Source organism: Fodinicola feengrottensis, from assembly GCF_010993775.1.
In the GTDB taxonomy this organism is placed as follows: Bacteria; Actinomycetota; Actinomycetes; order Mycobacteriales; family HKI-0501; genus Fodinicola; species Fodinicola feengrottensis.
Window position 1 is genome coordinate 19,326 of sequence record NZ_WOTO01000074.1, and the last position, 23,548, is coordinate 42,873.

The 23,548-nt window shown below is 67.9% G+C and carries 19 protein-coding genes and 3 pseudogenes; 9 read left to right on the top strand and 13 right to left on the bottom strand.

Going from position 1 to position 23,548, the window contains the following annotated elements:
* Window positions 1–34: 34 nt before the first annotated feature.
* A complete protein-coding gene (locus GNX96_RS42830; RefSeq protein WP_279583014.1) occupies window positions 35–958 on the top strand; it encodes a glycerophosphodiester phosphodiesterase in 924 nt (307 codons plus the stop codon).
* Window positions 959–971: 13 nt separating this feature from the next.
* Here GNX96_RS42830 and GNX96_RS42835 read toward each other — a convergent pair whose 3' ends face one another.
* Entirely contained in the window at window positions 972–1,832 is an 861-nt protein-coding gene (locus tag GNX96_RS42835; protein ID WP_163573261.1) for an SDR family oxidoreductase, read from the bottom strand.
* Window positions 1,833–2,897: 1,065 nt separating this feature from the next.
* On the opposite strand from GNX96_RS42835, the gene GNX96_RS42840 reads away from it, so the two are divergent.
* Window positions 2,898–4,097: an MFS transporter gene (locus GNX96_RS42840; RefSeq protein ID WP_279583015.1), complete on the top strand. Its 1,200-nt coding sequence runs from the start codon at window positions 2,898–2,900 to the stop codon at window positions 4,095–4,097.
* Window positions 4,019–4,249: an MFS transporter gene (locus GNX96_RS59610; protein ID WP_279583023.1), complete on the top strand. Its 231-nt coding sequence runs from the start codon at window positions 4,019–4,021 to the stop codon at window positions 4,247–4,249. The genes GNX96_RS42840 and GNX96_RS59610 overlap by 79 nt, the downstream gene beginning before the upstream one ends.
* Before the next feature lie 67 nt (window positions 4,250–4,316).
* Here the strand turns inward: GNX96_RS59610 and GNX96_RS42845 are convergent, their stop codons facing one another.
* Window positions 4,317–5,534: a cytochrome P450 gene (locus GNX96_RS42845; protein WP_163573262.1), complete on the bottom strand. Its 1,218-nt coding sequence runs from the start codon at window positions 5,532–5,534 to the stop codon at window positions 4,317–4,319.
* 124 nt (window positions 5,535–5,658) lie between these two features.
* Here GNX96_RS42845 and GNX96_RS42850 point away from each other — a divergent pair, with 124 nt between their 5' ends.
* From GNX96_RS42850 to GNX96_RS42860, 3 genes are all read left to right on the top strand, one after another.
* Complete coding sequence (locus tag GNX96_RS42850; RefSeq protein WP_163573263.1) at window positions 5,659–6,300, top strand: acyl-CoA-like ligand-binding transcription factor; 642 nt, start codon at window positions 5,659–5,661, stop codon at window positions 6,298–6,300.
* Window positions 6,301–6,850: 550 nt separating this feature from the next.
* Window positions 6,851–7,195, top strand: a complete 345-nt coding sequence (locus GNX96_RS42855) for an RNA polymerase-binding protein RbpA (protein ID WP_163573264.1) — start codon at window positions 6,851–6,853, stop codon at window positions 7,193–7,195.
* Window positions 7,196–7,762: 567 nt separating this feature from the next.
* Window positions 7,763–8,914, top strand: coding sequence for a N(5)-(carboxyethyl)ornithine synthase (locus tag GNX96_RS42860; protein WP_163573265.1), 1,152 nt, complete (start codon window positions 7,763–7,765; stop codon window positions 8,912–8,914).
* A 42-nt stretch (window positions 8,915–8,956) separates the two neighbouring features.
* Here the strand turns inward: GNX96_RS42860 and GNX96_RS42865 are convergent, their stop codons facing one another.
* The 9 genes and pseudogenes from GNX96_RS42865 to GNX96_RS42900 form a co-directional block, all read right to left on the bottom strand.
* Complete coding sequence (locus GNX96_RS42865) at window positions 8,957–9,103, bottom strand: DUF6307 family protein (protein ID WP_163573266.1); 147 nt, start codon at window positions 9,101–9,103, stop codon at window positions 8,957–8,959.
* A complete protein-coding gene (locus GNX96_RS42870) occupies window positions 9,100–10,176 on the bottom strand; it encodes a fatty acid desaturase family protein (protein WP_279583016.1) in 1,077 nt (358 codons plus the stop codon). Before GNX96_RS42870 ends, GNX96_RS42865 begins: the two co-directional genes overlap by 4 nt.
* A 196-nt stretch (window positions 10,177–10,372) precedes the next feature.
* Entirely contained in the window at window positions 10,373–10,864 is a 492-nt protein-coding gene (locus GNX96_RS42875) for an FxsA family protein (RefSeq protein ID WP_163573267.1), read from the bottom strand.
* Window positions 10,825–11,130 carry a glycosyltransferase gene (locus GNX96_RS61880; RefSeq protein ID WP_163573274.1) on the bottom strand — a complete coding sequence of 102 codons (306 nt, stop codon included), beginning with the start codon at window positions 11,128–11,130 and terminating at the stop codon, window positions 10,825–10,827. Before GNX96_RS61880 ends, GNX96_RS42875 begins: the two co-directional genes overlap by 40 nt.
* 48 nt (window positions 11,131–11,178) lie before the next feature.
* On the bottom strand, window positions 11,179–12,774 hold the full coding sequence (gene lnt, locus GNX96_RS42885; RefSeq protein ID WP_313885931.1) for an apolipoprotein N-acyltransferase: 1,596 nt from the start codon (window positions 12,772–12,774) through the stop codon (window positions 11,179–11,181).
* 778 nt (window positions 12,775–13,552) lie between these two features.
* A complete protein-coding gene (locus GNX96_RS42890; RefSeq protein ID WP_279583017.1) occupies window positions 13,553–14,722 on the bottom strand; it encodes an amidohydrolase family protein in 1,170 nt (389 codons plus the stop codon).
* Window positions 14,700–15,083: pseudogene (locus GNX96_RS59620) on the bottom strand (amidohydrolase family protein); the annotation flags it as partial. The pseudogene GNX96_RS59620 and the gene GNX96_RS42890, both read right to left, overlap by 23 nt.
* A gap of 4 nt (window positions 15,084–15,087) precedes the next feature.
* Entirely contained in the window at window positions 15,088–15,528 is a 441-nt protein-coding gene (locus GNX96_RS42895; RefSeq protein WP_163573269.1) for an Lrp/AsnC family transcriptional regulator, read from the bottom strand.
* Window positions 15,529–15,687: 159 nt separating this feature from the next.
* Window positions 15,688–16,458, bottom strand: coding sequence for an LLM class flavin-dependent oxidoreductase (locus GNX96_RS42900; RefSeq protein WP_279583018.1), 771 nt, complete (start codon window positions 16,456–16,458; stop codon window positions 15,688–15,690).
* Between the two features lie 184 nt (window positions 16,459–16,642).
* Between GNX96_RS42900 and GNX96_RS42905 the strand changes: the two genes are divergently transcribed.
* Window positions 16,643–17,569 carry a 5'-3' exonuclease gene (locus tag GNX96_RS42905; protein WP_279583019.1) on the top strand — a complete coding sequence of 309 codons (927 nt, stop codon included), beginning with the start codon at window positions 16,643–16,645 and terminating at the stop codon, window positions 17,567–17,569.
* A gap of 1,029 nt (window positions 17,570–18,598) precedes the next feature.
* Here the strand turns inward: GNX96_RS42905 and GNX96_RS42910 are convergent.
* Window positions 18,599–21,410 (bottom strand): annotated as a pseudogene (locus GNX96_RS42910) (DEAD/DEAH box helicase).
* A gap of 90 nt (window positions 21,411–21,500) precedes the next feature.
* Window positions 21,501–22,010 (bottom strand): MarR family winged helix-turn-helix transcriptional regulator, encoded by a 510-nt coding sequence (locus GNX96_RS42915; RefSeq protein ID WP_279583020.1) that lies wholly within the window; start codon window positions 22,008–22,010, stop codon window positions 21,501–21,503.
* 439 nt (window positions 22,011–22,449) lie between these two features.
* On the opposite strand from GNX96_RS42915, the pseudogene GNX96_RS66425 reads away from it, so the two are divergent.
* Window positions 22,450–22,581 (top strand): annotated as a pseudogene (locus GNX96_RS66425) (FAD-dependent monooxygenase); the annotation flags it as partial.
* Window positions 22,582–22,726: 145 nt separating this feature from the next.
* Window positions 22,727–23,548: FAD-dependent monooxygenase (locus tag GNX96_RS42925; protein WP_279583022.1), on the top strand; the 822-nt coding region annotated here is incomplete at its 3' end.

Consider the following 23,548-nt stretch of genomic DNA (forward strand, 5'->3'; position numbering starts at 1 on the left):
TGACCACTCCCCTCGGCGACACCCTATCGATGGGGTGCGACCGCAGGCTCCAGCGGTCTGTCCGCGCCGAGCCAGCCGTACGCAGAGTTCACCCGCGATTAAGGGGCATAGCAAGTCTTATCCGGTCAATCCGATCCAGCGTGCCGGACCAGCCGGGGCCGGGCGATACTGCTGCGGTGGCACACCGGTTCCCTTATATCTGGACCATCCGCTCCCGCTGGCCTTCGCTCACCGCGGCGGCGCGCTCGCCGGGCGGGAGAACACCGCTGCGGCCTTCGAACGCGCCGTCGGCCTCGGCTACCGGTACGTCGAAACCGACGTACACCTGACCGCGGACGGCGTGCTGGTCGCCTTCCACGACAGCACCCTGGACCGGGTCACCGACCGCACCGGGGTGATTTCCGAGCTGCCGTGGGCGCAGGTGAAGCGGGCCCGAATCGGCGGCGCCGAACCGATCCCGCTGCTGGAGGACCTGCTCGGCGCCTGGCCGGACCTGCGCTTCAACATCGACCCGAAGGCGGACGCGTCGGTCGGGCCGCTGGTCGAGGCCATCCGCCGTACGAACGCGCTGGACCGGGTGTGCCTCGGCTCCTTCTCCGGCCGCCGGCTGGGGATGGCCCGGGCCGCGCTCGGGTCGCGGCTGTGTACGTCCACCGGCCCGCGCGAGGTGGCCGCCCTGCGGTTCGGTTCGTGGCTGCTGCTGCCGCCACCAGGCGCCAACGGACGCAGTCCGCGAGTGCCGTGCGTGCAGATCCCGACCGCACAGAACGGCATTCCCATCGGTGACGCCCGGCTCATCCGCCGCGCGCACGCGCTGGGTATGCAGGTGCACATCTGGACCGTGGACGACCCGGCCGAGATGCGCCGGCTGCTCGACCTCGGCGTAGACGGCATCATGACCGACGACCTGGAAACCCTGCGGTCTGTCTACCAGGAACGCGGCCTCTGGCCATCCTGAAGCGAAGCGACGCCTACCGGAAGTCGTCGGCGTGGTCGACGGCCCACTGCGCGAACGTACGGGCCGGGTGGCCGGTTACGGCCTCGATGGTACGGGTCATCGGCTCCGGGTGGGCCAGCATCCCGCTCCAGACCCGCAGCGCCTCATCGGCCATCGCGGCTGGCCAGCCGGCCTCGACCAGCTGCGGACGGGCCTGCTCGGCGGGGATCTCGTCGAACCGCAGCTCACGTCCGATTGCCGCCCCGATTGCCGCCACCTGCTCCCGCTGGGTTACCAAGGCTGGACCACTCACCGCGTACTTCGCGCCGATGTGCCCGTCGCCAGTCAGCGCGGCCACCGCGACCGCGGCGATGTCGGCCTCGTGGATCAGCGGCCGCGCCAGCTCACCGAAAGGCTGCCGGACCACGCCGGTCGCCCGAATCTGCTCGGCCCATCCGAGCGTGTTCCCGGCGAAGCCACCCGGCCGTACGAACGCCCATTCGGTCGCCGAGCGCTCGACCAGTCGCTCGATTGTGGCGTGGAACTCGGAGTTGTCGTCGGCCTGTTTCGCCCGCTCGTCATGCACACCCATCGAGGACAACGCCACCAGCCGCTGAGCCCGCTTCGCGACCGCCTCGACCACCGTCGACGCCGCGTCCACCGGCACACTCAAATACGGCCAGAGCAGGAATGCTGCCTCGACCCCGTCGGCCGCCGCGGCGATGCTGTCCGGATTGCCCAGGTCGGCCTGAACCACCTGCACGCCAGCCGGCAGGGCGGCCCGATCCGGATCGCGAACCGCGGCGCGTACTGGCCGTCCTGCGTCGAGCAACTGGCTGACGACCTGGCGGCCGACCTTGCCGGTGGCGCCTGTCACCAGGATTGGCGCTGTCATGGATTTGCTCCCTCTTGTCTGCTGTTGTCCGTACGATAGAACCTCAATATTGATTGAGGTCAAGCTCGGAAGCGTGTGAGGTGTGAGTGGTGTCCGCTGCGGGGATGGGCGCCTGGGGTAGGGGCGGTGTGTGGCTGTGGAGGTGAGTGCCCGGGTTAAGCGCGGTGTGGCTGTGGAGGTGAGTGCCCGGGTTAAGGGCTGTGTGGGCTGTGGAGGTGAGTGCCCTGGGTTAAGGGCGGTGTGGGCTGTGGGGATGGGCGCCTTGGTTAAGGGCGGTGTCTGTGAGGGTGCGGCGTCTCGTCTACCAGCCACCGGGAAATCCCGCCCCCGCCACCAAAGACCGGTGGTGGGGGCGGGATTTTCCGATGGTTACTGCCGATGCGCCCTGTGTTTCTGGCGCCTTCGGCGCGGGCGCCGTCGACTACGGCTACGAGCGTCGGTCTCTCAAGGCCCCGCAAAGACCGCGGGGCCTTGAGAGACCGACGCTCCTGCCGGAGGGGCGACAACATCGGCCTGGCGGCCGATGGCGCCGAACGGGGCTGGGTCCCGTCTAAGTTGACGAACTTTGGTTTAGAGGTGACGGTCCCGCGCGGGGTGAGGTCAGCGGGGTTGGGTGCCGTAGGAAGTTGACCAACTTTGGTTTAGAGGTGACGGTCCCGCACGGGGTGGGGTCAGCGGGGCTGGGTCCCGTCTAAGTTGACCAACTTTGGTTTAAAGGTGACGGTCCCGCACGGGGTGGGGTCAGCGGGGTTGGGTGCCGTAGAAGAAGTTGACCAACTTTGGTTTTAAAGGTGACGGTCCCGCGGGGGGGGGTGGGGTCAGCGGGGCTGGGTCCCGTCTAAGTTGACCAACTTTGGTTTAGAGGTGACGGGTCGCGCGGGGGGTGAGGTCATTGGGTTGGCTGGCTGTGGTTTGAAGGTGACGGTCCTGCGCGGGGTGGGGGCGATCTTGGGGGGAATCGGGGATCGGGGCGGTGGGGATGGGCTGGGGGCGGCATACTGCTGCCGTGCCGCGCACCTACGCTTCCCCAAGACCGATCGCAAACCCGCTACCGGGACATCGCGCGTGACCGCGGCGACGGTCGCTGAGACGCCGGGCTACGCCGACAAACGAGAGCGGACCGGCTGGTATTTCTACGAGTGGGCGAACCACGGCTTCTACACGGTTTGCGTGACCGTGTTCCTCGGCCCGTACCTCAGCTCAGTCACCCAGAAGGCGGCGGATGCGCACGGGCTCGTGCATCCGCTGGGCATTCCCGTCGCCGCCGGATCCTTCTTCTCGTACGTCGTGTCCCTGTCGGTCCTGCTCAGTGTCTTCGTCTTGCCAGTGATTGGGGCGATCGCGGACCGGTCGCCGCGCAAACGCGAGCTGATGGCGGTCTGCGCTTACCTCGGGGCCGCCGCCACCGTCCTGCTGCTCTTCTGTACGGGTGACCGCTACCTGCTCGGTGGCTCGCTGTTCCTGATCGCGAACATCTGTTACAGCGCCAGCATCGCCGTCTACTACTCGTTCCTCCCCCAGTTGGCGCCGCCGGACAAACGCGACTCGGTGTCCTCCATCGGCTGGTCGTACGGCTACATCGGCGGCGGTCTGCTGTTGGCCTTCGCGGTGGCTGCCGTGCTGCTCGGGCCGAAGTTCGGCTGGGAGACCGGCACCATCGCCCGGTACGCGCTCGCGTCGGCCGGCATCTGGTGGGCCGGTTTCACGATCATCCCGCTGGTGATGATCCGGAACCGGCCGCCGCTGGAGGGCGTCGCCCAAGGGAATCCGCTGATCTTCGGGTTCCGTCAGCTCGGTCGTACGCTCGCCGAGCTGCGCGCTTTCCCGCTGACGATCCTGTTCCTGGTCGGCTTCCTGATCTACAACGACGGCATCCAGACCGTCATCCTGCTCGCGGCTCAGTACGCGACCGACGAACTCAAACTGGCCCAGGCGGTGCTGGTGCCGACGATCCTGCTGATCCAGTTCGTGGCGTTCTTCGGCGCGCTGACCCTGGGTGCGGTCGCCAAGCGAGTGGGCGCGGTCAAGACGGTCATCGGCTCGCTGATCGCCTGGATCGTGCTGATCGTGCTCGCGTTCTTCCTGCCAGTCGGGCAGATCCTGCCGTTCATCGGGCTCGGCGTCGGCATCGGCTGCTGGTGCTCGGCGGCAGCCAGGCGCTCAGCCGGTCGCTGTTCAGCCAGCTCATCCCGCCCGGCAAGGAAGCCGAGTACTTCGGCATCTACGTCATCAGCGACAAGGGCACCAGCTGGCTCGGGCCACTGATGTTCGGCCTGGTCTTCCAGTTCTTCGGCAGCTACCGGCTGGCGATCATCTCGCTGATCATTTTCTTCGTGGTCGGCGCTTGCGTGCTCGCGTTCGTGCCGATTCGCAAGGCCATCGAGCAGGCCGGCAACATCCCACCCGACCTGCTCTAGAAAGCCGATGCGCTGGCCGGCACCGAGACCTGGCGGCTTCGGTGCCGGCTGCGCGAGGTCGATCCCGCTACCAGCTGACCGGCAGCTTGTGTACGCCGTAAATGGCCATATCCGACCGCATGGGCACCTCGTCGGCTGGTACGGCCAGCCGCAGGTTCGGGAACCGCTGGGTCAGTTTCGCGAACGCTGACCGCATCTCCATCCGGGCCAACTGCTGGCCAAGGCACTGGTGGACGCCATAGCCGAAGCCCACGTGTCGGATCGCGTCCCGGGTCACGTCCAGGATCTCCGGCGACGCGAAGTGCGCCGCGTCCCGGTTCGCCGACGCGAGCGCGAGCACCACCGATTCACCGGCCTTGACCTGCTGGTCCCCAAGCATTGTGTCGGCCTTGGCGATCCGTGGCAGGCCGAACTGGATGATCGACAGGTAGCGCAGCATCTCCTCGACGGCTCGCTCGATGGTGTCCGGGTTGTCTCGTACCATCGCCCACTGGTCCGGGTGCGTCAGCAGGGCCAGGGTGCCGAGGCCGATCATGTTCGCGGTGGTCTCGTGGCCGGCGACCAGCAGCAGGTTGCTGATCCCGAGCAGCTCCTCGTCGGTCAGCGGCACACCGTCTTCGGGAACCGCGGTGATCAGGTCGCTGATGAGTGCGTCGTCGGGGTTCCTGCGCTTGTCGGCGACGAGCCCACGCATGTACGTCGCCATGCCGTTCAGGGCGTCGAGCAGCTCCTCTTTGGACCGGTCCAACCGCAGCAGCGTGGAGGTCCGCCCCTGGAAGCTGACCCGGTCCTCGTACGGGACGCCCAGCAGCTCGCAGATGACCAGCGACGGGATCGGCAGCGCGAATTGCTGGACCAGGTCGGCCGGCGGGCCGGCCGCTTCCATCGCGTCCAGGTGCTCGTCGACGATCTGCTCGATCCGCGGGGTCAGCGACTTCATCCGGCGAACGGTGAACTGGCCGCCGGTCAGCATCCGGCGGTAGCGCGTGTGGTCTGGCGGATCCATGCCGATGAACGAAGCGGCGAACCCACTGTTCTTGCGCTCCTCTTCGGTGAGCGTCACGGTGTTCACCGCGCTGCTGTTGAACCGACGCTCGGAGCTGAAGACCGGATTGACCAGCGCAGAGGTCACGTCCGCGAACCTGCTGACCAGCCAGCCCTCACTGCCGTCCGGGAACGACAGCCGGCTGACCGGCGCCTCGGTGCGAAGCCGGTCGTACTCCACGGGCGGGGCGAGTGGGTCCTTCCGTTCCATGGGCAGCGGATGCGCGGTCGTCTGGGTCATCAAAGATCTCCCTCGGTGAAGCCGGACGTGCCTTTTGACCAAACTCTAACTCTTATTGCAGATCATGCAAAGTTCTCTAGCGTGCAAGCTTTCAGGCAATGCAATGGATGCTTTAATAGCGGGCATGGTCGAGAGGGTCGATGGGCTGCGTGAACGCAAGAAGCAGGCCACCAGAGTGGCGCTGGCCGCAGCGGCGGTACGGCTGTGTCTGCGCGACGGCGTGGAAAGGGTCACGGTCGACGACATCGCCGCCGACGCGGACGTGTCTCCTCGGACGTTCTTCAACTACTTCGCCTGCAAGGAAGAGGCGATTGTCGACGAGAGCCGGATGCGTGGTCAGCGGCTCATCAAGCAGCTGGGAAGCCGGCCGCATGACGAGGCGATCGCCGATTCGCTGCGGTCCGTGATGTTGCTACTAGTGCACGACGCCACGCCAGAGACCAAGCGTTGGATCGCTGAGATCCGCATGCTGCACCAGACGCCGTCCCTGCTGCCGTACCAGTTGGGCTCGTACGTCGCGATGGAGCGGTCCCTCGCCGAGGTGATCGCCGATCGGACCGGCACGGACGCGGAACGGGACATGTATCCCCGGCTGGTCGCCGGTCTCACTATCGCGGCCACCCGGGTGGCGCTGAGCCGATGGCTGGATTGCGAGGGACGAGCGGGCGCTGCGTGTGATTTCGTCGGCGAGGCGCTCGACCAGGTGGCGCCGGCTTTCGCTCTGCCGGCGGACCGGCCGGCGCCAGTACTGGCCGGCACCGACTAGTCGGCAGTTCGCGGTCCTCGACGGCTCGGAGTAATCGTCACCTCGGACGTTCCTCGGAAAACGTTCTCCGGCGTCCCTCAAGCTCACTCTCCGCACACGGCGGCCGGGGCCGAGGGTCGCTCTCCGGTACGACCGAAGCCGCCGCCGGACCGCTCGCGAGGCGCCCGCCAGCGGCGGTCGTGACGGCGGCCACGTCCAGTACGCCTCGACGCCGGCCGAAGTGGCGCAGGTCACCCGTCTTCCTGAGGACTCACTGAGAAGGTCCCTGCTCGATCAGGCAGGTGGGTAAATGCCGAAGAACAAGGCACTAAGCTGGGACAAACAGGACGACCATCCGCATTCATCCACCGCTCACATGAGCATCACGCAGGAGATGTGACCTCCACCACAATTAACGTGAGAAGTGGTCATGCCGATAAACGTCCGACGTCCTTCCCTTGAGTGGGCGGACTCCGGGACGATGGCGTACCGGATGCGAAAAATGGGAATCCTTTCGTCCCGCTCGTCGTTACTCAGAGCGAACGTTGGTTAATCAGGGAGGGGTGCCACCATGGGTGAGCGCACATTGCGCGGAAGCCGTCTCGGTGCCGTCAGCTACGAGACCGACCGCAACACCGAACTGGCGCCCCGGCAGGAGGGGTCATACCGCTGTCCACGCGGCCACGACTTCACCGTGCCGTTCGCCGCGGATGCGGAGATCCCACTGATGTGGGAGTGTCAGCGGCACGGCGACGTGGGACGGCTCATCGACGGCGCGGAGCCGGAGACGAAGAAGGCCAAGCCGGCCCGTACGCACTGGGACATGCTGCTGGAGCGGCGCAGCGTCGCGGATCTCGAAGAGGTCCTGGCCGAGCGCCTGGAGGTCCTCCGGGGCCGCCGGAGCAAGTCCGCCTAAGCCAGCCGGCGGTCGGTATCGGATCGCCAGCTTGATGGTTCACCCGCCGCCAGCGTCGCCGGCGGGTGGCTCGTTGTTCCTCATCGCCGCCTTCTCCGTACCCGGAGAAGGCTTTTTGTTGCCTGCCAAGCGGCCCGCCCGGCACGCCCGGTCACGGTAGAGTGAGGCCACGGCGACCCTTTGTTCTCGACCGCACCGCTGAGCGGGTTGATGGTCGGCCAGTCGCCACACTGCCGCGTCGCACCGAGTCCGGTGCCGCCCGGGTCACCGAGAGAACGGGTGTCGGCGCTCCCGCCGCCGCCTACCACAGTGCCCCGCGCGAATCGGAGACCCCGGACAGCGCGGAGAAGGTAACCAGATGACCATGCGTACGTACCACATCACCGGAGACCTGCCTTATTACGTGATCAGCTGCGGCGCCTGCGGCGACGCCTTCAGTTGCTACGACGATTCCTGCTACCAGCGCGACACGCTGGCCAACCGGGCCGTCCTCGCCGGCTGGTCCGTCGCCGCACCGGTGCCCGGGCTGCGGCACCGGCACCCAGCGCCAACTGGCAGCTGCTTACAGTGCCTGAGCAGCGACCGCTCGACCTCGGCGTTATCGGCCACTCGGCCAAGGAACACGAGCACCGGCTGCCGCTGCATCCGTCGCACCTCGACCGCATCGACGCCGAGCTGCGCGACCACATCTACCTCGAGTACGGCTACGGCGAGCGCTTCGGCGTCACCGACGAGCAGCTCGCGACCTCGGTGGCCGGGCTGCGGTCACGCGAGGAGCTGATCGAGGCCTGCGATGTCATCCTGCTGCCCAAGCCGCAGATACAGGACCTTGCCGAGATGCGTTCCGGGCAGGTCCTGTGGGGCTGGCCGCACTGCGTACAGGACGAGAAACTCACTCAGGTTGCGATCGACAAGCAGCTGACGCTGATCGCCTTCGAGGCGATGAACCACTGGAACAGCGACGGCTCGTTCGGACTGCACGTCTTCCACAAGAACAACGAGCTGGCTGGCTACTGTTCGGTGCTGCACGGGCTGCAGCTCTCCGGCGCGACCGGCGACTACGGCCGGCGGTTGACCGCGGTGGTGATCGGCTTCGGCGCGACCGCGCGGGGTGCCGTGACAGCTCTGAACGCGCTCGGCGTGCACGACGTACACGTCGTCACGGCCCGTCGAGTCGCGGCCGTCAGCTCGCCCATCCACTCAGCCCGGATGGTGCACATCGACCACGACGACGCGGACCCGCGCCGCAGCCGCGTCCTGTCCGATCGGGGTCCGGTCCCGCTGCCGGGATTTCTCGCCGGGCACGACATCGTCGTCAACTGCGTTCTGCAGGACACCGAGGCGCCGCTGACCTTCCTGGTGGAGGACGACCTGGCCGCCTTCCGGCCCGGCAGCCTGATCGTCGACGTGTCGTGCGACGAGGGCATGGGTTTCAGCTGGGCCCGGCCGACCTCGTTCGCCGAGCCGACCTTCGTGGTCGGCGACAACATCCACTACTACGGCGTCGACCACAGCCCGTCACATCTGTGGAATGCCGCCACCTGGGAGAACAGCGAGGCGATCCTGCCGTACCTGCGGACCGTGCTGGCCGGGCCGGGGGCCTGGGAGGCCAGCACCACGATCCAGCGGGCGATCGAGATCCGGGACGGCGTGATCCGCAACCCGAACATCCTCTCGTTCCAGCACCGATCCCCCGCCTACCCGCATCTTTCTCTTTGAGAAAACAAAAACGGGCCCTCCAGGGGCCCGTTTTTGTTTCGTCTAGCGGATGTCCTCCCGAATGCTGTCGAGCGCTTCGAGCACTTTCACCGCGACGTCGGTGAGCGACTTTCCCTTGCCGGGACTGACTTTCTGGGCGCTCAAAACCCCTTCGACCAGATCTCGGCGTTCGCTGTAACTGCGGCTCACGATGACTCCTCTTGGTGCTTAGGTGGAGCTTGACGCGCGGCGCAGTGGCGCCCCGACGGCGTGCAGATGCTGCAGCACATAGCCGTACGACCGCAGCGCGGCCCGCACTGACTGTATGCGATGTCGTGCCGGAGACAGAACTCGTGGACGATCTTCTGGGCCCGCCGCAGGTTCGCCCGCGGCATGTTGGGAAAGAGGTGGTGTTCGATCTGGTAGTTCAGGCCGCCGAGCGCGAAGTCGACCCACCGGCCACCGGTGACGTTGCGCGAGGTCAGGACCTGTTTGCGGAGAAAGTCCAAGGAGTGCCCAGCGGACAGAGTTGGCATGCCCTTGTGGTTCGGCGCGAACGAGATGCCCATGTAAAGACCCCAGAGCGCCTGGTGCACCGCGATGAACAGGACGGCTTTGAGCGGCGACAGAACCAGGAACACCGCGGCGAGGTAGCCGACGGTCTGCACGACTACCAGGACAGCTTCCAGCCCACGGTTCTTGACCGCGTCCGTCCACACGGCCTGGATGCTCACCCGGCGCAGGTTGATGCCCTCCAGCAGGAGCAACGGGAAGAAGAAGTACGCCTGGTGCTTGATCATCCAGCGCAGGAATCCGCGCTTTCCCATCGACTGCTCGACACTGAACGCCAGCACCGCCATGTCGATGTCGGGATCCTCGTCCTCGTGGTTCGGGTTGGCGTGGTGCCGGTTGTGCTTGCCGACCCACCAGCCGTAGCTCAGCCCGACCAGGCCTGCGTGCACGTACCCAATGGCGTCGTTGCTCCGTCTGGTCCGGAAGATCTGCTTGTGGCCGGCGTCGTGGCCGATGAACGCGAGCTGGGTGAAGACCAGCGCGAAGACGACCGCGACCAGCAGCTGCCACCACGAGTCGCCGATCACCAGGAACGCGACACAGCAGGCGAACAGCGCCAGCAGGTTCGAACCGATCCGGAGGGTGTAGTAGACCGGCCGGCGGCGCAACAGGCCGGCGGACTTGATCCGACGGGAGAGCTCGGCGAAATCGCTGCCTGTTCGGGGCGTCGCGAGGTCGAGTGTGGCCGCGGGGTCCGCGCTAGAGGTCAAATCAGTGACTCCATCCCAGACGTACGCAAGGGGAATGCGTCGGGTCTGGGGCGGCACCCAAGCTGCGAGCCGGACCGTCCACCCGCCGAAGCTCTCGACAGGTTCGCCGCAGCTTCCTTGAGAGTGTCAGCCGCGCAGCGGAGCAACAAGCTACCTGAGAGCTATCCGGCCGTTAACAGTCGATGGCAGTCGGACGCTACCGACGGATGTCGCCCTCGATGACGCGTACGTCCATCGGGGTGGCCGGCGGCATCGATCCGGGTGTAGTGGCGGCGCGACCCCGGCGCGCTCGTACGCGCATCGGCCCGATCATCGAGGCCGGCAGTCGTTGCGCGAGTTGCGCCAACGCCCGGTGATGCAGCGCGCGGCGAACGGGCGGCAGCAGCACGACCAGGCCAACGACGGCGGTAAGGAACCCGGGGACGACGATCAGCAGGCAGGCGGCCAGCCCGAGCACGCCGTCCACCGCCTCAGCGGCTGGTGGCCGCTGCTCGGCCATCGCCTCCCGGACCTCGCGCCAGGAACGCGGGCCCACCCTGGCAAGCAGCCAGATGCCCAGACCGCTCGCCGCCAGCAGCAACAGCAGGGTCGGGAGCAGCCCGAGGTAGTGCAGTGACACCACGACCAGCGCGATCTCCGCGATCGCCGTCACCGCGAGGGTGCCCACCGTGATCGCCAACCAGCGCATGGCGTCACCTCTTTTCTTGACTCTCCCACCGAGGCTAGGCGCTTGCGGCCACCGCCGACAGGAAACCTCAGCTCCCGCACAGTTGGCCGCCAAAAGGCCCACGTACGAACAGGGTCAACGCCGCTGGCGGCCGCGAGCTCGTTGGCGATCTCACCGGTGCCGTCCGGGCTCGAGTCGTCGGCGACCAACAGCTCGGCCTCCGGGACCGCCACGCGCAGCCGGCCGATGATCTGCCGGATGTTGGCGGCTTCGTCGTACGTCGGGATGACGACGAGAACGCGCCCGAGGCCGGGATAGTCCGCCCGGCGGACGGCTCACGCAGCCTTCTCCCGGCGGCGGCCGAGGCGGCGCTGCGGACGAGTCCACCACAGCAGGGCCAGCGCCACCGCGGTGGCGAGGCTGGCGAGGATCTCCGGCCACTCGCCGAGCACCGCCGCCACCGTGGCGATCTGGTGGCCCGGGGCCGCGATCTGCACCTGCTCGACCAGGATGGCCTGTTCGAAAAGGCCGCTGTGCTGGCTCACTGTGCCGTCGTGTTCCACCACCGCGGAGATGCCGGTGGTGGACGCCATCACCGCTGGCAGCCCGTACTCGGCTGCCCGGAACCGGACCATCGCGAGCTGCTGGGCGCTCTCCTCGGTCTTGCCGAAGGTGGCGTTATTGGTCTGCACGGCGATCATCTGCCCGCCGGCCGCAACCGCGTCGTGCACCAGGCCGTCGTACGCGACCTCGAAGCAGATCGAGTCGGCGAGCGTGTACTTGCCCATCGTCATCACCCCGACCCGGTCACCCGGGTAGAAGTCGCGTGGCACCAGGTCGACCTTGTTCGACACCATCCGCGCGATCGAGCGCAGCGGGATGTACTCGGCGAACGGGACCGGGTGCCGTTTCACATAACGCTCGCCCGGTCCGGTTGTCGGGCTCCACACGATCGAGGTGTTGCTGACGTGCGTCGGGCCGGGGCCGTTCATCATGCCGCCGATCAGAATCGGCACCTTCATGGCCTGCGCGGCCTGGGTGATCTCGGCGTACGCGTCCGGGTTCGCCAGCGGGTCGATGTCCGATGAGTTCTCCGGCCAGATCACGAAGTCCGGCTGTTTCGCGGTGCCGGCGGCGATCTGGCTGGCCAGCTTCATGGTGGCGTTCACGTGGTTGTCCAGCACCGCGCGGCGCTGGGCGTTGAAGTCCAGCCCAAGCCGCGGCACGTTGCCCTGGATGATCGCGACCGTCACGGTGGGACCGCCCGGCGAGGGCAGCGGCACGACCAGGCCAATCGCCATCAGGGCGATCGCGCCGGCCGCGGCGCCGACCACTTTCAGCAGCTGGCGCTGGTTGGCGGCCGGTGGCCGCTCGGAGAGCAGCCAGACCAGGGCGAGGGCGAGCAGTCCGCCGGTGGCCGCGACCGCGAAGGTGACACCCGGCGCGCCGGCCAGCGAAGCGAGCTTCAGCGTCGGCGCGTCGGCCTGCGAGAAAGCCACCCGGGCCCACGGGAAACCGCCGAACGGGATCCGCGACCGGAGCGCTTCGGACAGCACCCACGCACCACCTGTCAGGGCCGGTAGCAACGCCGGCCGCCGCCAGGTCAGTGGCGTGAGGGCACCCAGCAGTGCGGTGAAGGCCGCCTGCGACACCGGCAGGAACAGCCACACCGAGCCCACGTACGTACCGGCCCAGTGCAGCACAGCGGTGAAGAAGACCAACCCGAACAGGTAGCCGGCCCAGGCGCCTCGGCGCAGCCGACTGCCGCGCAGGGTGAGGGCGAAGAGTCCGAGCGCGATCGGCGCGGTCCACCACAGCCCGACCGGCGGGAACGCGAGCCAGAGCAGCGCAGCGCACCGACAGCACCGACCCGAGCGCGACCGCCCAGGCCGGCAGCCGATCTGGATACCGGAAGGAGCGGCCGGTCGCAGCGGCCGCCGGTTCCTCCGGCGGGCTGGTCACCGAGTCGCTGTCCACCGTTGTCGCCACGCGTCACTCCGTCCGGCCAGGATGCTGAATGCGGACGGCCGTCCGCCGGCCGGTGCAACCGGCCCGGCTGGAATGACCGTCTATGCATTGTGCAACGGCAAGCTACCCGCGGTCAGTCCACCCGGTCGCTTACACAGGTGGGCGGCGGGCAAACTTCTCAGAAACGTAATAAGGACGGCCCGAGCGGTCCTTTGTCGCGTACGGGAAAGGCGGCGGGCCGCCCCATGGTGTGGGACGGCCCGGCGACGTGGCGGTAGTGCGCTCGCAGCACGCTGTGCCTTGCGAAGGAGCGGTGCCGCCACACGACACAGCCCCCAGGTCACCCCAGGCGACGGCTCACACAGTGGTGGAAGTGGCCTTCGGTCCAAGTGCGCGCACCCTGGCCGAGTGCGCGAGCTTGTTGTCTAACGGTCCCCCCAAGCCTCCAGTGCTGTGCACCGCCAAGAACCGCCACGGGCGGGTCTGCCCTCCTGCGTCCCCACTGAGCCTGGCGTTACGCCGTTGTGCGCGCTGCCCAGGGGGTGCCGCGGAAAGGAGTCCCGGCAGGTCTGTTCCTGGAGTACGACGTGGAGCACATTAGGCATTTACGCAAGGCCCCGCAACACCGCTCTGACCTGGGTGTTTATCGCCTTTTCGCAGGTCATCGCCATGTCGTGTTCAACAGCATTTCACTACCGAATCTGGCCACCTTCGGCGTGTTGCTCCCGACGCACCGGCCAGTCATGGTAAAGGGTCAACTTGACCTTCACGGACGAAGATTTCGGCGCCATGGACCAACGTCCGCAGACACGTCGGCGCCTTGGCAGCGAACTCCACCAATGTTCGCGGATCGTCGTCCGTCTCGAACATCGCCAGATGCGCGGGAGCGACCGCGAGGACACCACCCGGCTCCCCCACGCACTCCCAGCCGGTCCTGGTGTGCGCGTCCAGGGCGGTCCGCCAGTCGAGCCGGTGCTCGCTCGTACGATGTGCGGCGGCGGCCCGTACACCGGCCCACGGGTCGATCGGCGTCACCGGCGAGTCCGAGCCGAACACCAGCCGGACGCCGGCGCTGTGCAGGCCAGCGAACGGGTTCAGAGTCGCGGCCCGCTCGGCGCCCAGCCGCTCGGCGTACATTCCGTCCGGCCCTCCCCAGGCCGCGTCGAACGCCGGCTGGACGCTCGCCGTCAGGCCCAGCTCAGCCGTCAACCGGATCGCCGCCGGGCTCATCATCTCGGCGTGCTCGATCCGGTGCCGCCCGGCCCGGATCACCGCGGCGCCAACTTGTCCGGTGGCGGCATGGAAACCAGCCAGCACGGTGTCGACAGCCGCCTCGCCGATCGCGTGGAATCCGGCCGGTACGCCGGCCGCCACGCAGCGCCGAGTACGTGGTCGCGGATCTCCACAGCGGACAGATAGGCGTGTCCTTTTTTTGTTGCGCTGTCGACATACGGCGACGCGAGCGCGCGCGGCGGTGTGCGAGCCGAGCGCGCCGTCGGCGAACAGGTCACCGCCGGCTCCGTGAGCACCGAGTTCGACAGCCTTCCGGGCGGCCCGCAACTCACCCCAGTAGCCGGTGACCAGCGGGCCGGGTTCGGTGGCCGCGAGCCGGAGCAGCCCGGTGAAGTCGTCCTCGCCGGCGATCGCCGGGCCGCCGCATTCGTGCAGAGCTGCGATGCCCAGCGAGGCCGCGTGCCGGCGGGTGGCCCGCTGCGCACCGGCACGTTGAGCCGCGGTGACAGATGCGTACGCGATCGCGCGAGCCTGGTGATGCGCGTCGACGCTCAGATGGCCGGTCGACGAGAAACCCGCGGAGTCGCGCGTCGATCTCGCGGAGCAGCGCGGTCGACACGGCCGCGGAGTGCACGTCCGTACGGGAGAGATAGACCTGCCGTCCACCGGCTGCCGCATCCAGATCCGCAGCGGTCAGCGCTCGGCGCTCCGGCCAGCGACTCTCGTCCCAGCCGTGGCCAAGCAGGACCGCACTCACCGGCAGGGTGTCCGCGTACGCCCGAATGGCCAGCAACACGGCCGAATGTGACGGCAAGCCGGTGAGATCCAAACCGGTCAGTGCCAGCCCGGTAGCGGTCGCGTGCACGTGCCCGTCCACGAAAGCCGGCAGCACCAGCGCACCGGCCAGCTCGACCGTACGGTCGGCGGCGAGCCCGGCGGCGCCGGTTTCGTCGCCGATCCAACCGATCCGGCCGTCGCTGACCAGCAACGCGGTGGCCGGATGGCCGTACACCCGGCCGTTCCGGTAGAGAGTGGTCATCGGCTCACAGGGCCGGCGGGCGCCGCTCGAACGGGGTCGACAGCACGACGGTCGTCCGGGTCGAGACGGCTGCCGACATCCGGATGTCCTGCAGCAGCCGCTCCAGGTCGCTCGGCGACTTCACCCGCACTTTCAGCAGGTAGAACTCGTCGCCCGCGACGCTGTAGCAGGACTCGATCTCGGGCAGGTGCTTCACCCGCTCCGGAGCGTCGTCCGGGGCTCCCGGGTCGATCGGTTTGATCGCGATGAACGCCGTCAGCGGCAGCCCCACGGACTCCAGGTTGACGTTCGCCGAGTAGCCGGTGATCACGCCCCGCTGCTCGAGCCGCCGGACACGCTGGTGCACGGCGGACACGGACAGGCCGACACGCTCGGCGAGGTCGGTGTAGCTGCACCGGCCGTCCTGGGCGAGCGCGGCGACGATCGTACGGTCGATGTCTTCCACGGCCGGGACGGTACCCGACGCCAGCAGCGGGAATGCTTAAGCACGCCATAAATAATCGCCGCCGATGGCGTCGGGTACCGCACAAAACGTTGCGTCAGGCCGTGATTACCGACGCGATTGCGGTGACCTGCTCGGGATCAGAGGCCCACACGTAGAGGATCACGTCTCGTCGGCGTCCAGCTTCTCGGCGTCCGCGACGATCGCGTGGATCTGCTCGGGCTGGTCGAGCATGCTGGCCGCGACATGATGGCCGTACGGTTCGCCGTAGTAGGCGAGCGCGTTGGCCCTCGCCTCGGTCGCCGCCGGCGTACCGAGCGCGGCGTTTACCTGGACGACGATCCGCGGCTCGCCGTCCCGGCCGGCCTGCCGCCACGACTCACGCACCGCGTCGATGGATCTTGGCCAGCCCTGCGGCGGGCCGGCCGCGAGCAAGCCGTGGCCCCATTTCGCGACACGCGCGAGAGCGGCCGGAGCGAAGGCCCCGAAGAGGATCTCCGGACCGCCGGGCGTCAGCGGAGCGGGTCCAACCGAGTCGCCCTTCCAGAGCTCGCGCAGCTCGACCATCTGAGCGTCCAGCCGCTGGCCACGGGTCTTCAGGTCCACTCCGGAAACCGTGTAATAATCGTCGTCGCGGCCACCGATGCCGAGCCCGAGGGTGAACCGGCCCCGACCGGACAGCCGATCGAGGGTCGCCACCTGCTTGGCGAGCAACGGTGTTTCCCGGATCGGCGCCAGCAGCACCTCGGTCTGCAGCCGGATCCGCTCGGTCGCACCAGCCAACATCGCGAGCGTGACCAGCGGTTCGGGGTTGTCGTAAACGAGCCGGTCGAGAAGCCCGAGGGTGGAGAACGGGCCGGCGTCGGCGCGGCGGGCCCACTCCAGCAGGGTGGCGCGGTCGGCGACGGGCGGTAGCCCAAGTCCGATTTTCATGGGGACAAACCTCTCAGAAGAGCAGCGAAACGGACAGCCGCCCCTCTGTCGCACCGGTTGGTACGACGATCCGCCGTCTGCGGATCTCTTGCGGTCCTCGTTGTCGACCGCCGACTCCTCCGTGTGCGGCAAGCGCGCGGGGAGCTTGTGTAGTTTATCAGCCGGCATCGGGCATCATGGGGCCGTGACTGGACCTTTGATGCTGCTGGACTCGGCCGGGCTGTGGTTCCGGGCGTTCTACGCTATTCCCGACAAGATCACCGCGCCCGACGGCACCCCCGTCAACGCCGTCCGGGGCTTCTGCGACATGCTCTCGACCCTCGTCCAACAGCGCCAGCCGTCCCGACTGGTGGCGTGCCTCGACCTGTCCTGGCGGCCGGCGTGGCGAGTCGAACTACTACCCACGTACAAGACCCACCGCCTGGACCTCGGCGGCCCGCCCGGCGCCGAGGACACCCCGGACCCACTGGCGGCACAGATCCCGGTCATCCTGGAGATCCTGGCCGCCTTCGGTATTGCCACCGCCGGTGCGCTGGACTACGAAGCCGACGACATCATTGGGACTCTGGCCACCCGCGGCCCGTCGCCGGTCGAGGTCATCACCGGCGACCGCGACCTGATCCAGCTCGCCTCCGATGCCGACGGCATCGCGGTGCTCTACATCGGCGCCGGCATCAGGAAAATGGTCGTGATGGACGACGCGACCGTGCAGGCGAAGTACGGCGTCCCGCCGTCCGGCTACGCGGATTTCGCCGCTCTGCGAGGAGATCCCAGCGACGGCCTGCCCGGAGTGCCGGGAGTTGGTGACAAAACCGCGTCGGGCCTGATCGCGAAGTACGGGTCGCTGGACAATCTGATCGCCGCCCTCGACGACGAAACCGACACAGCCTTGGGGCGTACGCACCGAGCCAAACTCACCACCGCCCGGGACTACCTGATCGCCGCCCAAAAAGTAGTGCGAGTCGTCCGCGACATCGACCTCCCCGTACTGGACGACGCCATTCCCGCCACGCCAGTCGACCCAGCCGCCCTGGCCTCGTTGGGCGAACGCTGGGGCGTAGCGAACTCCATCGGCCGGCTCGGGGTGGCCCTCGGCAGCGTCTCGACATAGGTGGCCTGGGTTGAGGGCGGTGTCTGCTGCGGGGTGAGTGGCCTGGTTGGGAGTGGTGCGGGCTGGGGGGATGAGTGGCCTGGTTAGGAGTGGTGCGGGCTGCGGGGGTGAGTGCCCGGGTTAGGAGTGGTGCGGGTGGGGCTGGGGGGATGAGTGGCCTGGTTAGGGGTGGTGTGGGCTGCGGGGATGGGCGCCTGGGTTAAGGGCGGTGTCTGTGAGGGTGCGGCGTCTCGTCTACCAGGCACGAGAAAACCCCACCCCGACACCAAAGGGCGGTGTCGGGGTGGGGTTTTCTCGTGCTTACTGCCGATGCGCCCTGTGTTTCTGGCGCCTTCGGCGCGGGGCGCCGTCGACTACGGCTACGAGAGTCCGCCTTTGTAGGCCCGCAAAGACCGCGGGCCTGCAAAGGCGGACGCTCCTGCCGGAGGGGCGACAACATCGGCCTGGCGGCCGATGGCGCCGAACGGGGTTGGGTGCCGTCTAAGTTGACGAACTTGATGGAAATGGTGACGGTTCTGCTCGGGGTGGGGACCGTGGGGTTGGGTGCCGTACGAAGTTGACCAACTTTGGTTTAGAGGTGACGGTGCCGCGCGGGGTGAGGTCAGTGGGGTTGGGTGCCGTACGAAGTTGACCAACTTTGGTTTTTTAGAGGTGACGGTGCCGCGCGGGGTGAGGTCAGTGGGGTTGGGTGCCGTACGAAGTTGACCAACTTTGGTTTAGAGGTGACGGTGCCGCGCGGGGTGAGGTCAGTGGGGTTGGGTGCCGTACGAAGTTGACCAACTTTGGTTTAGAGGTGACGGTGCCGCGCGGGGTGAGGTCAGTGGGGTTGGGTCCCGTACAAAGTTGACCAACCTTGGTTTAGAGGTGACGGTGCCGCGCGGGGTGAGGTCAGCGGGGCTGGGTCCCGTACGAAGTTGACCAACTTTGGTTTACAGGTGACGGTGCTGCGCGGGGTGAGGTCAGTGGGGTTGGGTCCCGTCTAAGTTGACGAACTTTGGTTTGGAGGTGACGGTCCCGCGGGGGTTTGGGTTAGCCCAGAGAGGACCAGGCGACGACGCCGCGGCGGACGGCGCCTACGGCCTCCCTGGCGGTGGCCGCGAGTGGTGAGCCGGCGGCGGCGGCTCCGGTGAGTTGGTCCAGGAGGTCGACTACTTGGCGGCACCAGCGGACGAAGTCGCCGGCTGGTAGTTCGCCGTCTGGGCCGGAGCCGGAGGTGGAACGCAGGACGCGCTCCAACGACTCGCCGCGGGCCCATCTGTAGACCGGCCAGACGAAGCCGTGCTCAGGTTGGCGGGTGAGGGACAGGCCGCGTTCGGATTCGTCCGCTTCCACCTCGGCCCAGACGCGAGCGGTGGCGGCGAGGGCGTCGGCGAGCGGTCCTCGTGGCACGGCGCCGGGCTCTTCGCCTGGGCCGCGTGCCTCGTACACGATCGCGGCAACCGCGGCGGCCAGCTCGGCCGGGTTGAGGCTGTCCCAGGTGCCCTGTCGCAGGCATTCGGCGACCAGCAGGTCCGACTCCGACCAGATCCGGGACAGTCGGCGACCGATCGCGGTGACTTCGTCCGCGGTGCCGGCGAGCTCGGTCGATGGTGAGTCGATCGCAGTCTCGCTCTCGTGCGGCAACAGATAGCCTCGCGACTCCAGCAGTTCGCAGACCCGGTCGAAGGTCCGGGCCAGCGTGTTCGTACGGTTCGACACCCGCCGCCGGAGGGTCTCGGTTTCCCGGCTCAGCCGGTGATAGCGCTCAGCCCAGCGGGCATGGTCCTCACGGTCGGAGCAGCCATGGCAGGGATGCCGGCGCATCGACTCGCGTAGTTCCAGCAGCTCGTCGTCGTCGCCGCCAGCGGCCCGGCGGCGCCGGGACACCGGCACCTCGACCCCGGCGTTGCGCAGCGTCGAGGACAGGTCTTTGCGAGCCTGCGGCGAGCGGTGGTCGAAGCTCTTGGGCACTTTCACCCGACCCAGCGGCCGCACGTCACCAGTGAAGTCGGCCGGGGACAGCCGGCCGGCCCAGCGCTGGTCCGTGAGCACCAGCGGGCGCGGCTCGTTCAGCCCGGACACGCCCGGGTCCAGGACCACCGCCAGCCCAGACCGGCGGCCGGTGGGCACGTAGATCACGTCCCCACTTTTTTTTGAGCGCCTCCAACGTTTTCAGGGTGGCAGCGCGGCGTTGCGCGCCGCGGTTGCGAGACAGCGCCTTCTCCCGGTCGCCAATGGTCGTACGCAGCCGGAAATAGTCCTCGAAGTCACCGAGGTGGCACGTCAACGCCTTCTGGTAGCCGGCCAGCGCCTCGACGTTGTGCTGGACCTGCCGGACCAGCCCGACCACCGACCGGTCCGCTTGGAACTGGGCGAAGCTGGACTCCAGCAGCTCCCGGGCCCGGGCCCGGCCGACCGAGCCGACCAGGTTGACGGCCATGTTGTACGACGGCCGGAACGAGGACTTCAGCGGATAGGTACGAGTGGAGGCCAGCCCGGCGACATGCCGTGGGTCGGTGCCGGGCGCCCAGACCACGACGGCGTGCCCCCCTCGATGTCGATGCCGCGCCGGCCGGCCCGGCCGGTGAGCTGCGTGTACTCCCCTGGCGTGATGTCGACATGTGCCTCACCGTTGTACTTCACCAGCCGCTCGAGCACGACCGTACGGGCCGGCATGTTGATGCCCAGCGCCAAAGTCTCGGTCGCGAACACCGCTTTTACCAGGCCGCGGACGAAAAGGTCCTCGACGATCTCCTTGAAGGTTGGCAGCATGCCGGCGTGGTGGGCGGCGAGGCCGCGCTCCAGGCCCTCCATGAACTCCCAGTAACCGAGCAGCTGCAGGTCCTCGGCGCCGAGATCGGTCGTGTGTTTGTCCGCGATCCGGCGGATTTCCATCCGCTCGTCGGTGGTGGTCAGCCGCAGCCCGGCCCGCAGGCACTGCTGGACGGCGGCGTCGCAGCCGGCCCGGCTGAAGATGAACGTGATCGCCGGCAACAGCCCTTCGCGGTCGAGCCGCTCGACCACGTCCGAGCGCGACGGCACCAGACCCCGGTGCGTACGACGGGAGGCCGGTCCACCCTGCCGGCGGCCCCGGGCCCGGCGCGAACGAGCCCTCCGAGCTGCGCCGGAGCAGGTCACGGGTGTGCCGCAGCAGGTTCTCGTCCACGTCCTTGGTGACCGCGCCGGACTTGGTGGTGAACAGGTCGAACATCCGGTTGCCGACCAGCATGTGCTGCCAGAGCGGCACCGGCCGGTGCTCGTCCACGACAACGGCGGTCTGCCCGCGCACGGTCACCAGCCAGTCGGCGAACTCCTCGGTGTTGCTCACCGTCGCCGACAGCGAAATCAGAGACACCGACGCGGGCAGATGGATGATGACTTCTTCCCAGACAGCGCCCCGAAAACGGTCCGCCAGGTAGTGCACCTCGTCCATCACGACATAGCCCAGACCGTCCAAAGTGGACGATCCGACATACAGCATGTTGCGCAGCACCTCGGTAGTCATCACCAGCACCGGTGCGCCCGAGTTGATGGCGTTGTCGCCGGTCAGTAGGCCGACGTTGGCGGCACCGTGACGGGCCACCATATCGGCGTACTTCTGGTTGGACAGCGCCTTGATCGGAGTCGTGTAAAAGCACTTGCGACCCTGATTGAGGGCCAAATGGACAGCGAACTCACCGACCACCGTCTTGCCGGCGCCGGTGGGTGCCGCGACCAGCACACCAGATCCGTCCTCGACGGCTTTGCAGGCCCGCAGCTGGAAGTCGTCCAACTCGAACTCGAGACCGGCGGCGAACTCGGCGACCTGCCGGTAGGCGGCCCGTTCCTGGGAGCGGCTGAACCGCTCGGCTGGGCTGCTCATATCACCAGGCTACGGCGTGACCGCGGCCGCCACGGCAACCGGCCGGGTGACCCCGGTCGCGCCGCCTGGATCACCGTCGGTACGCGACGGTCAGCACGTCGAGCTGGCCCTGCACTTCGCGGAGCAGGTCGGCCAGCGCCCGGCCGGTCGGCGCCGGCAGTCGACCGAAAAAAGCGCGGACTGCGCCGCGTTCGCGGCCAACACCGCCGCCTCAGCGGTTCGTACGCCTTGCGCTGTCAACTCCACCCACGAGCTGCGCCGGTCGTCCGGGTCGGCTCCCCTGGTCACCAGCCCAGCCGCGGTCAGCCGGTGCAGCACGTTGGTGGTGCCGCCGGACGACAGCGACAGCGACTTGGTCAGCTCGTTGGGCTTGCCCCGGAATGGCGCGCCGCTGCTGCGCAGCCGCGCGAGCACCTCGTACTCGGCCTTGGTCAGACCCAGTTTGTCCAGCTCAGCGAGGGTAACCGCGTCCACCAGCCCGGCCAGCCGGCCGATCCGCTTGCTCAGCTCCAGGGACAGGTTCGCCACCTCGGGCAGCTCCGTGCGCCACGCCGCGACGATGCCGTCGATCATGTCTGGCGAAGCGTTCCCGGAACTCACCCCGAAAGACTATCCGGTCGGTAACTAGCTTTACAGAAAGCTGTCCGCAGGGCCGAAGGTCCCGGCCGTACGAGCGTTCGGTTATTGAATCCTCACCTATTGTCAGAGCGGTTTTCCGGTTCAGTGGGCCGTACGCACGCCATCATTCGTTCGTCGGCGTACAAGAGTGCGCCTTTTCTCGGCCAAGTTCCTGGAGTTCGCCATGGCCACAGATCTTCTCGACGACGACGTCACTACCCACCGCGGCTACCGCGGCCGGCACCGCCGGACCGGCGCGCTGACAGCCGCCGTACTGGGTGTGTTCGCGACGCTGGTCAGTGCGCGGCGAAGTTCGGAAATCGCCTAGCCGCCACCGCCACCACTGGGTACGGTGTACGCAACAGAGTACGGCGTACCCAGTGGAGGATGTGTGCACGGCGAAACCACCTCGGTCCTGGTCGTGGGCGGCAGCAGCGTCGGCCTGACGGCCGCCCTGCTCCTGGCCCGCCAGGGCATCCGAACGACAGTAATCGAGCGGCGCGACGGCGTGTCGATCCATCCCCGGGCGCTTGGGCTCGGGTTGCGCGCCGCCGAGGTGCTGCAGGCAGCCGGCCTGACCGAACAACTCGCGGCGGTCCAGCGGCCGACCGGGGCCGCCATCGGCCGGATCGACGTGCAGCGGGTGGTCGGTACTGACTTCGCCAGCGGCGCCAACCAACCGACGCAGCCCCTTGAGCATGGGCGAGCAGACAGCCTTCGACACGTTCACGCCGGCCACCACCGGCAGTCTCAGCCAGGACCGGCTCGATCTGGTGCTGCTGACAGCCGCCGTCGCCGAGGGTGTGACCGTACGTTTCAACGCCGAGTTGGAAGGTCTCGACCAGGATGCGCGGGGCGTACGAGCGACTGTCCGTACGAGCGACGGACCGCGGCTGATCGAAGCCGACTATCTGGTGGCCGCGGACGGAGCCAACAGCGCGGCCCGCGACTTGGCCGGCATCCCCCGCTCCGGCGCCGGCAAGCTGGCCGCCGGCTATGTCATCAACACCCTCTTCGACGCCGACCTGAGCGAGCTGATCCCGGCCAACGCCTTTGGCATGTGCGGGATCCGCAACGACGACGTCGGTGGAATCCTGATCCCGATCGATTACCCGCATCGCTGGGCGTTCCACATCATGAACGCCGGCATCGAGACTGTCGATGACTACCCGGCCGAGCGTTGTGCCACGCTCGTACGGGCCGCGATCGGCGTACCCGACCTGCCGGTGGAAATCCTCAGCACGCTGCCGTGGCGATCAAGCAGGTGGCTCGCCGACCGGTATCGCGAAGGCCGCGTCTTCCTGGTCGGCGACGCCGCCCACGTGATGCCGCCGACCGGTGGTTTCGGCCTGAACACTGGGATCCCGGACGCCGACAACCTGGCCTGGAAGCTCGCACTGGTGGGTCGCGGGGTGGCTGGGGAAAGCCTGCTGGACACGTACGAGGCCGAGCGGCGAGTGCTCGCCGAATTCACCCAGGATCAGGTGCTGTTGCGGGCGCAGCACATGGAAATCCATTGG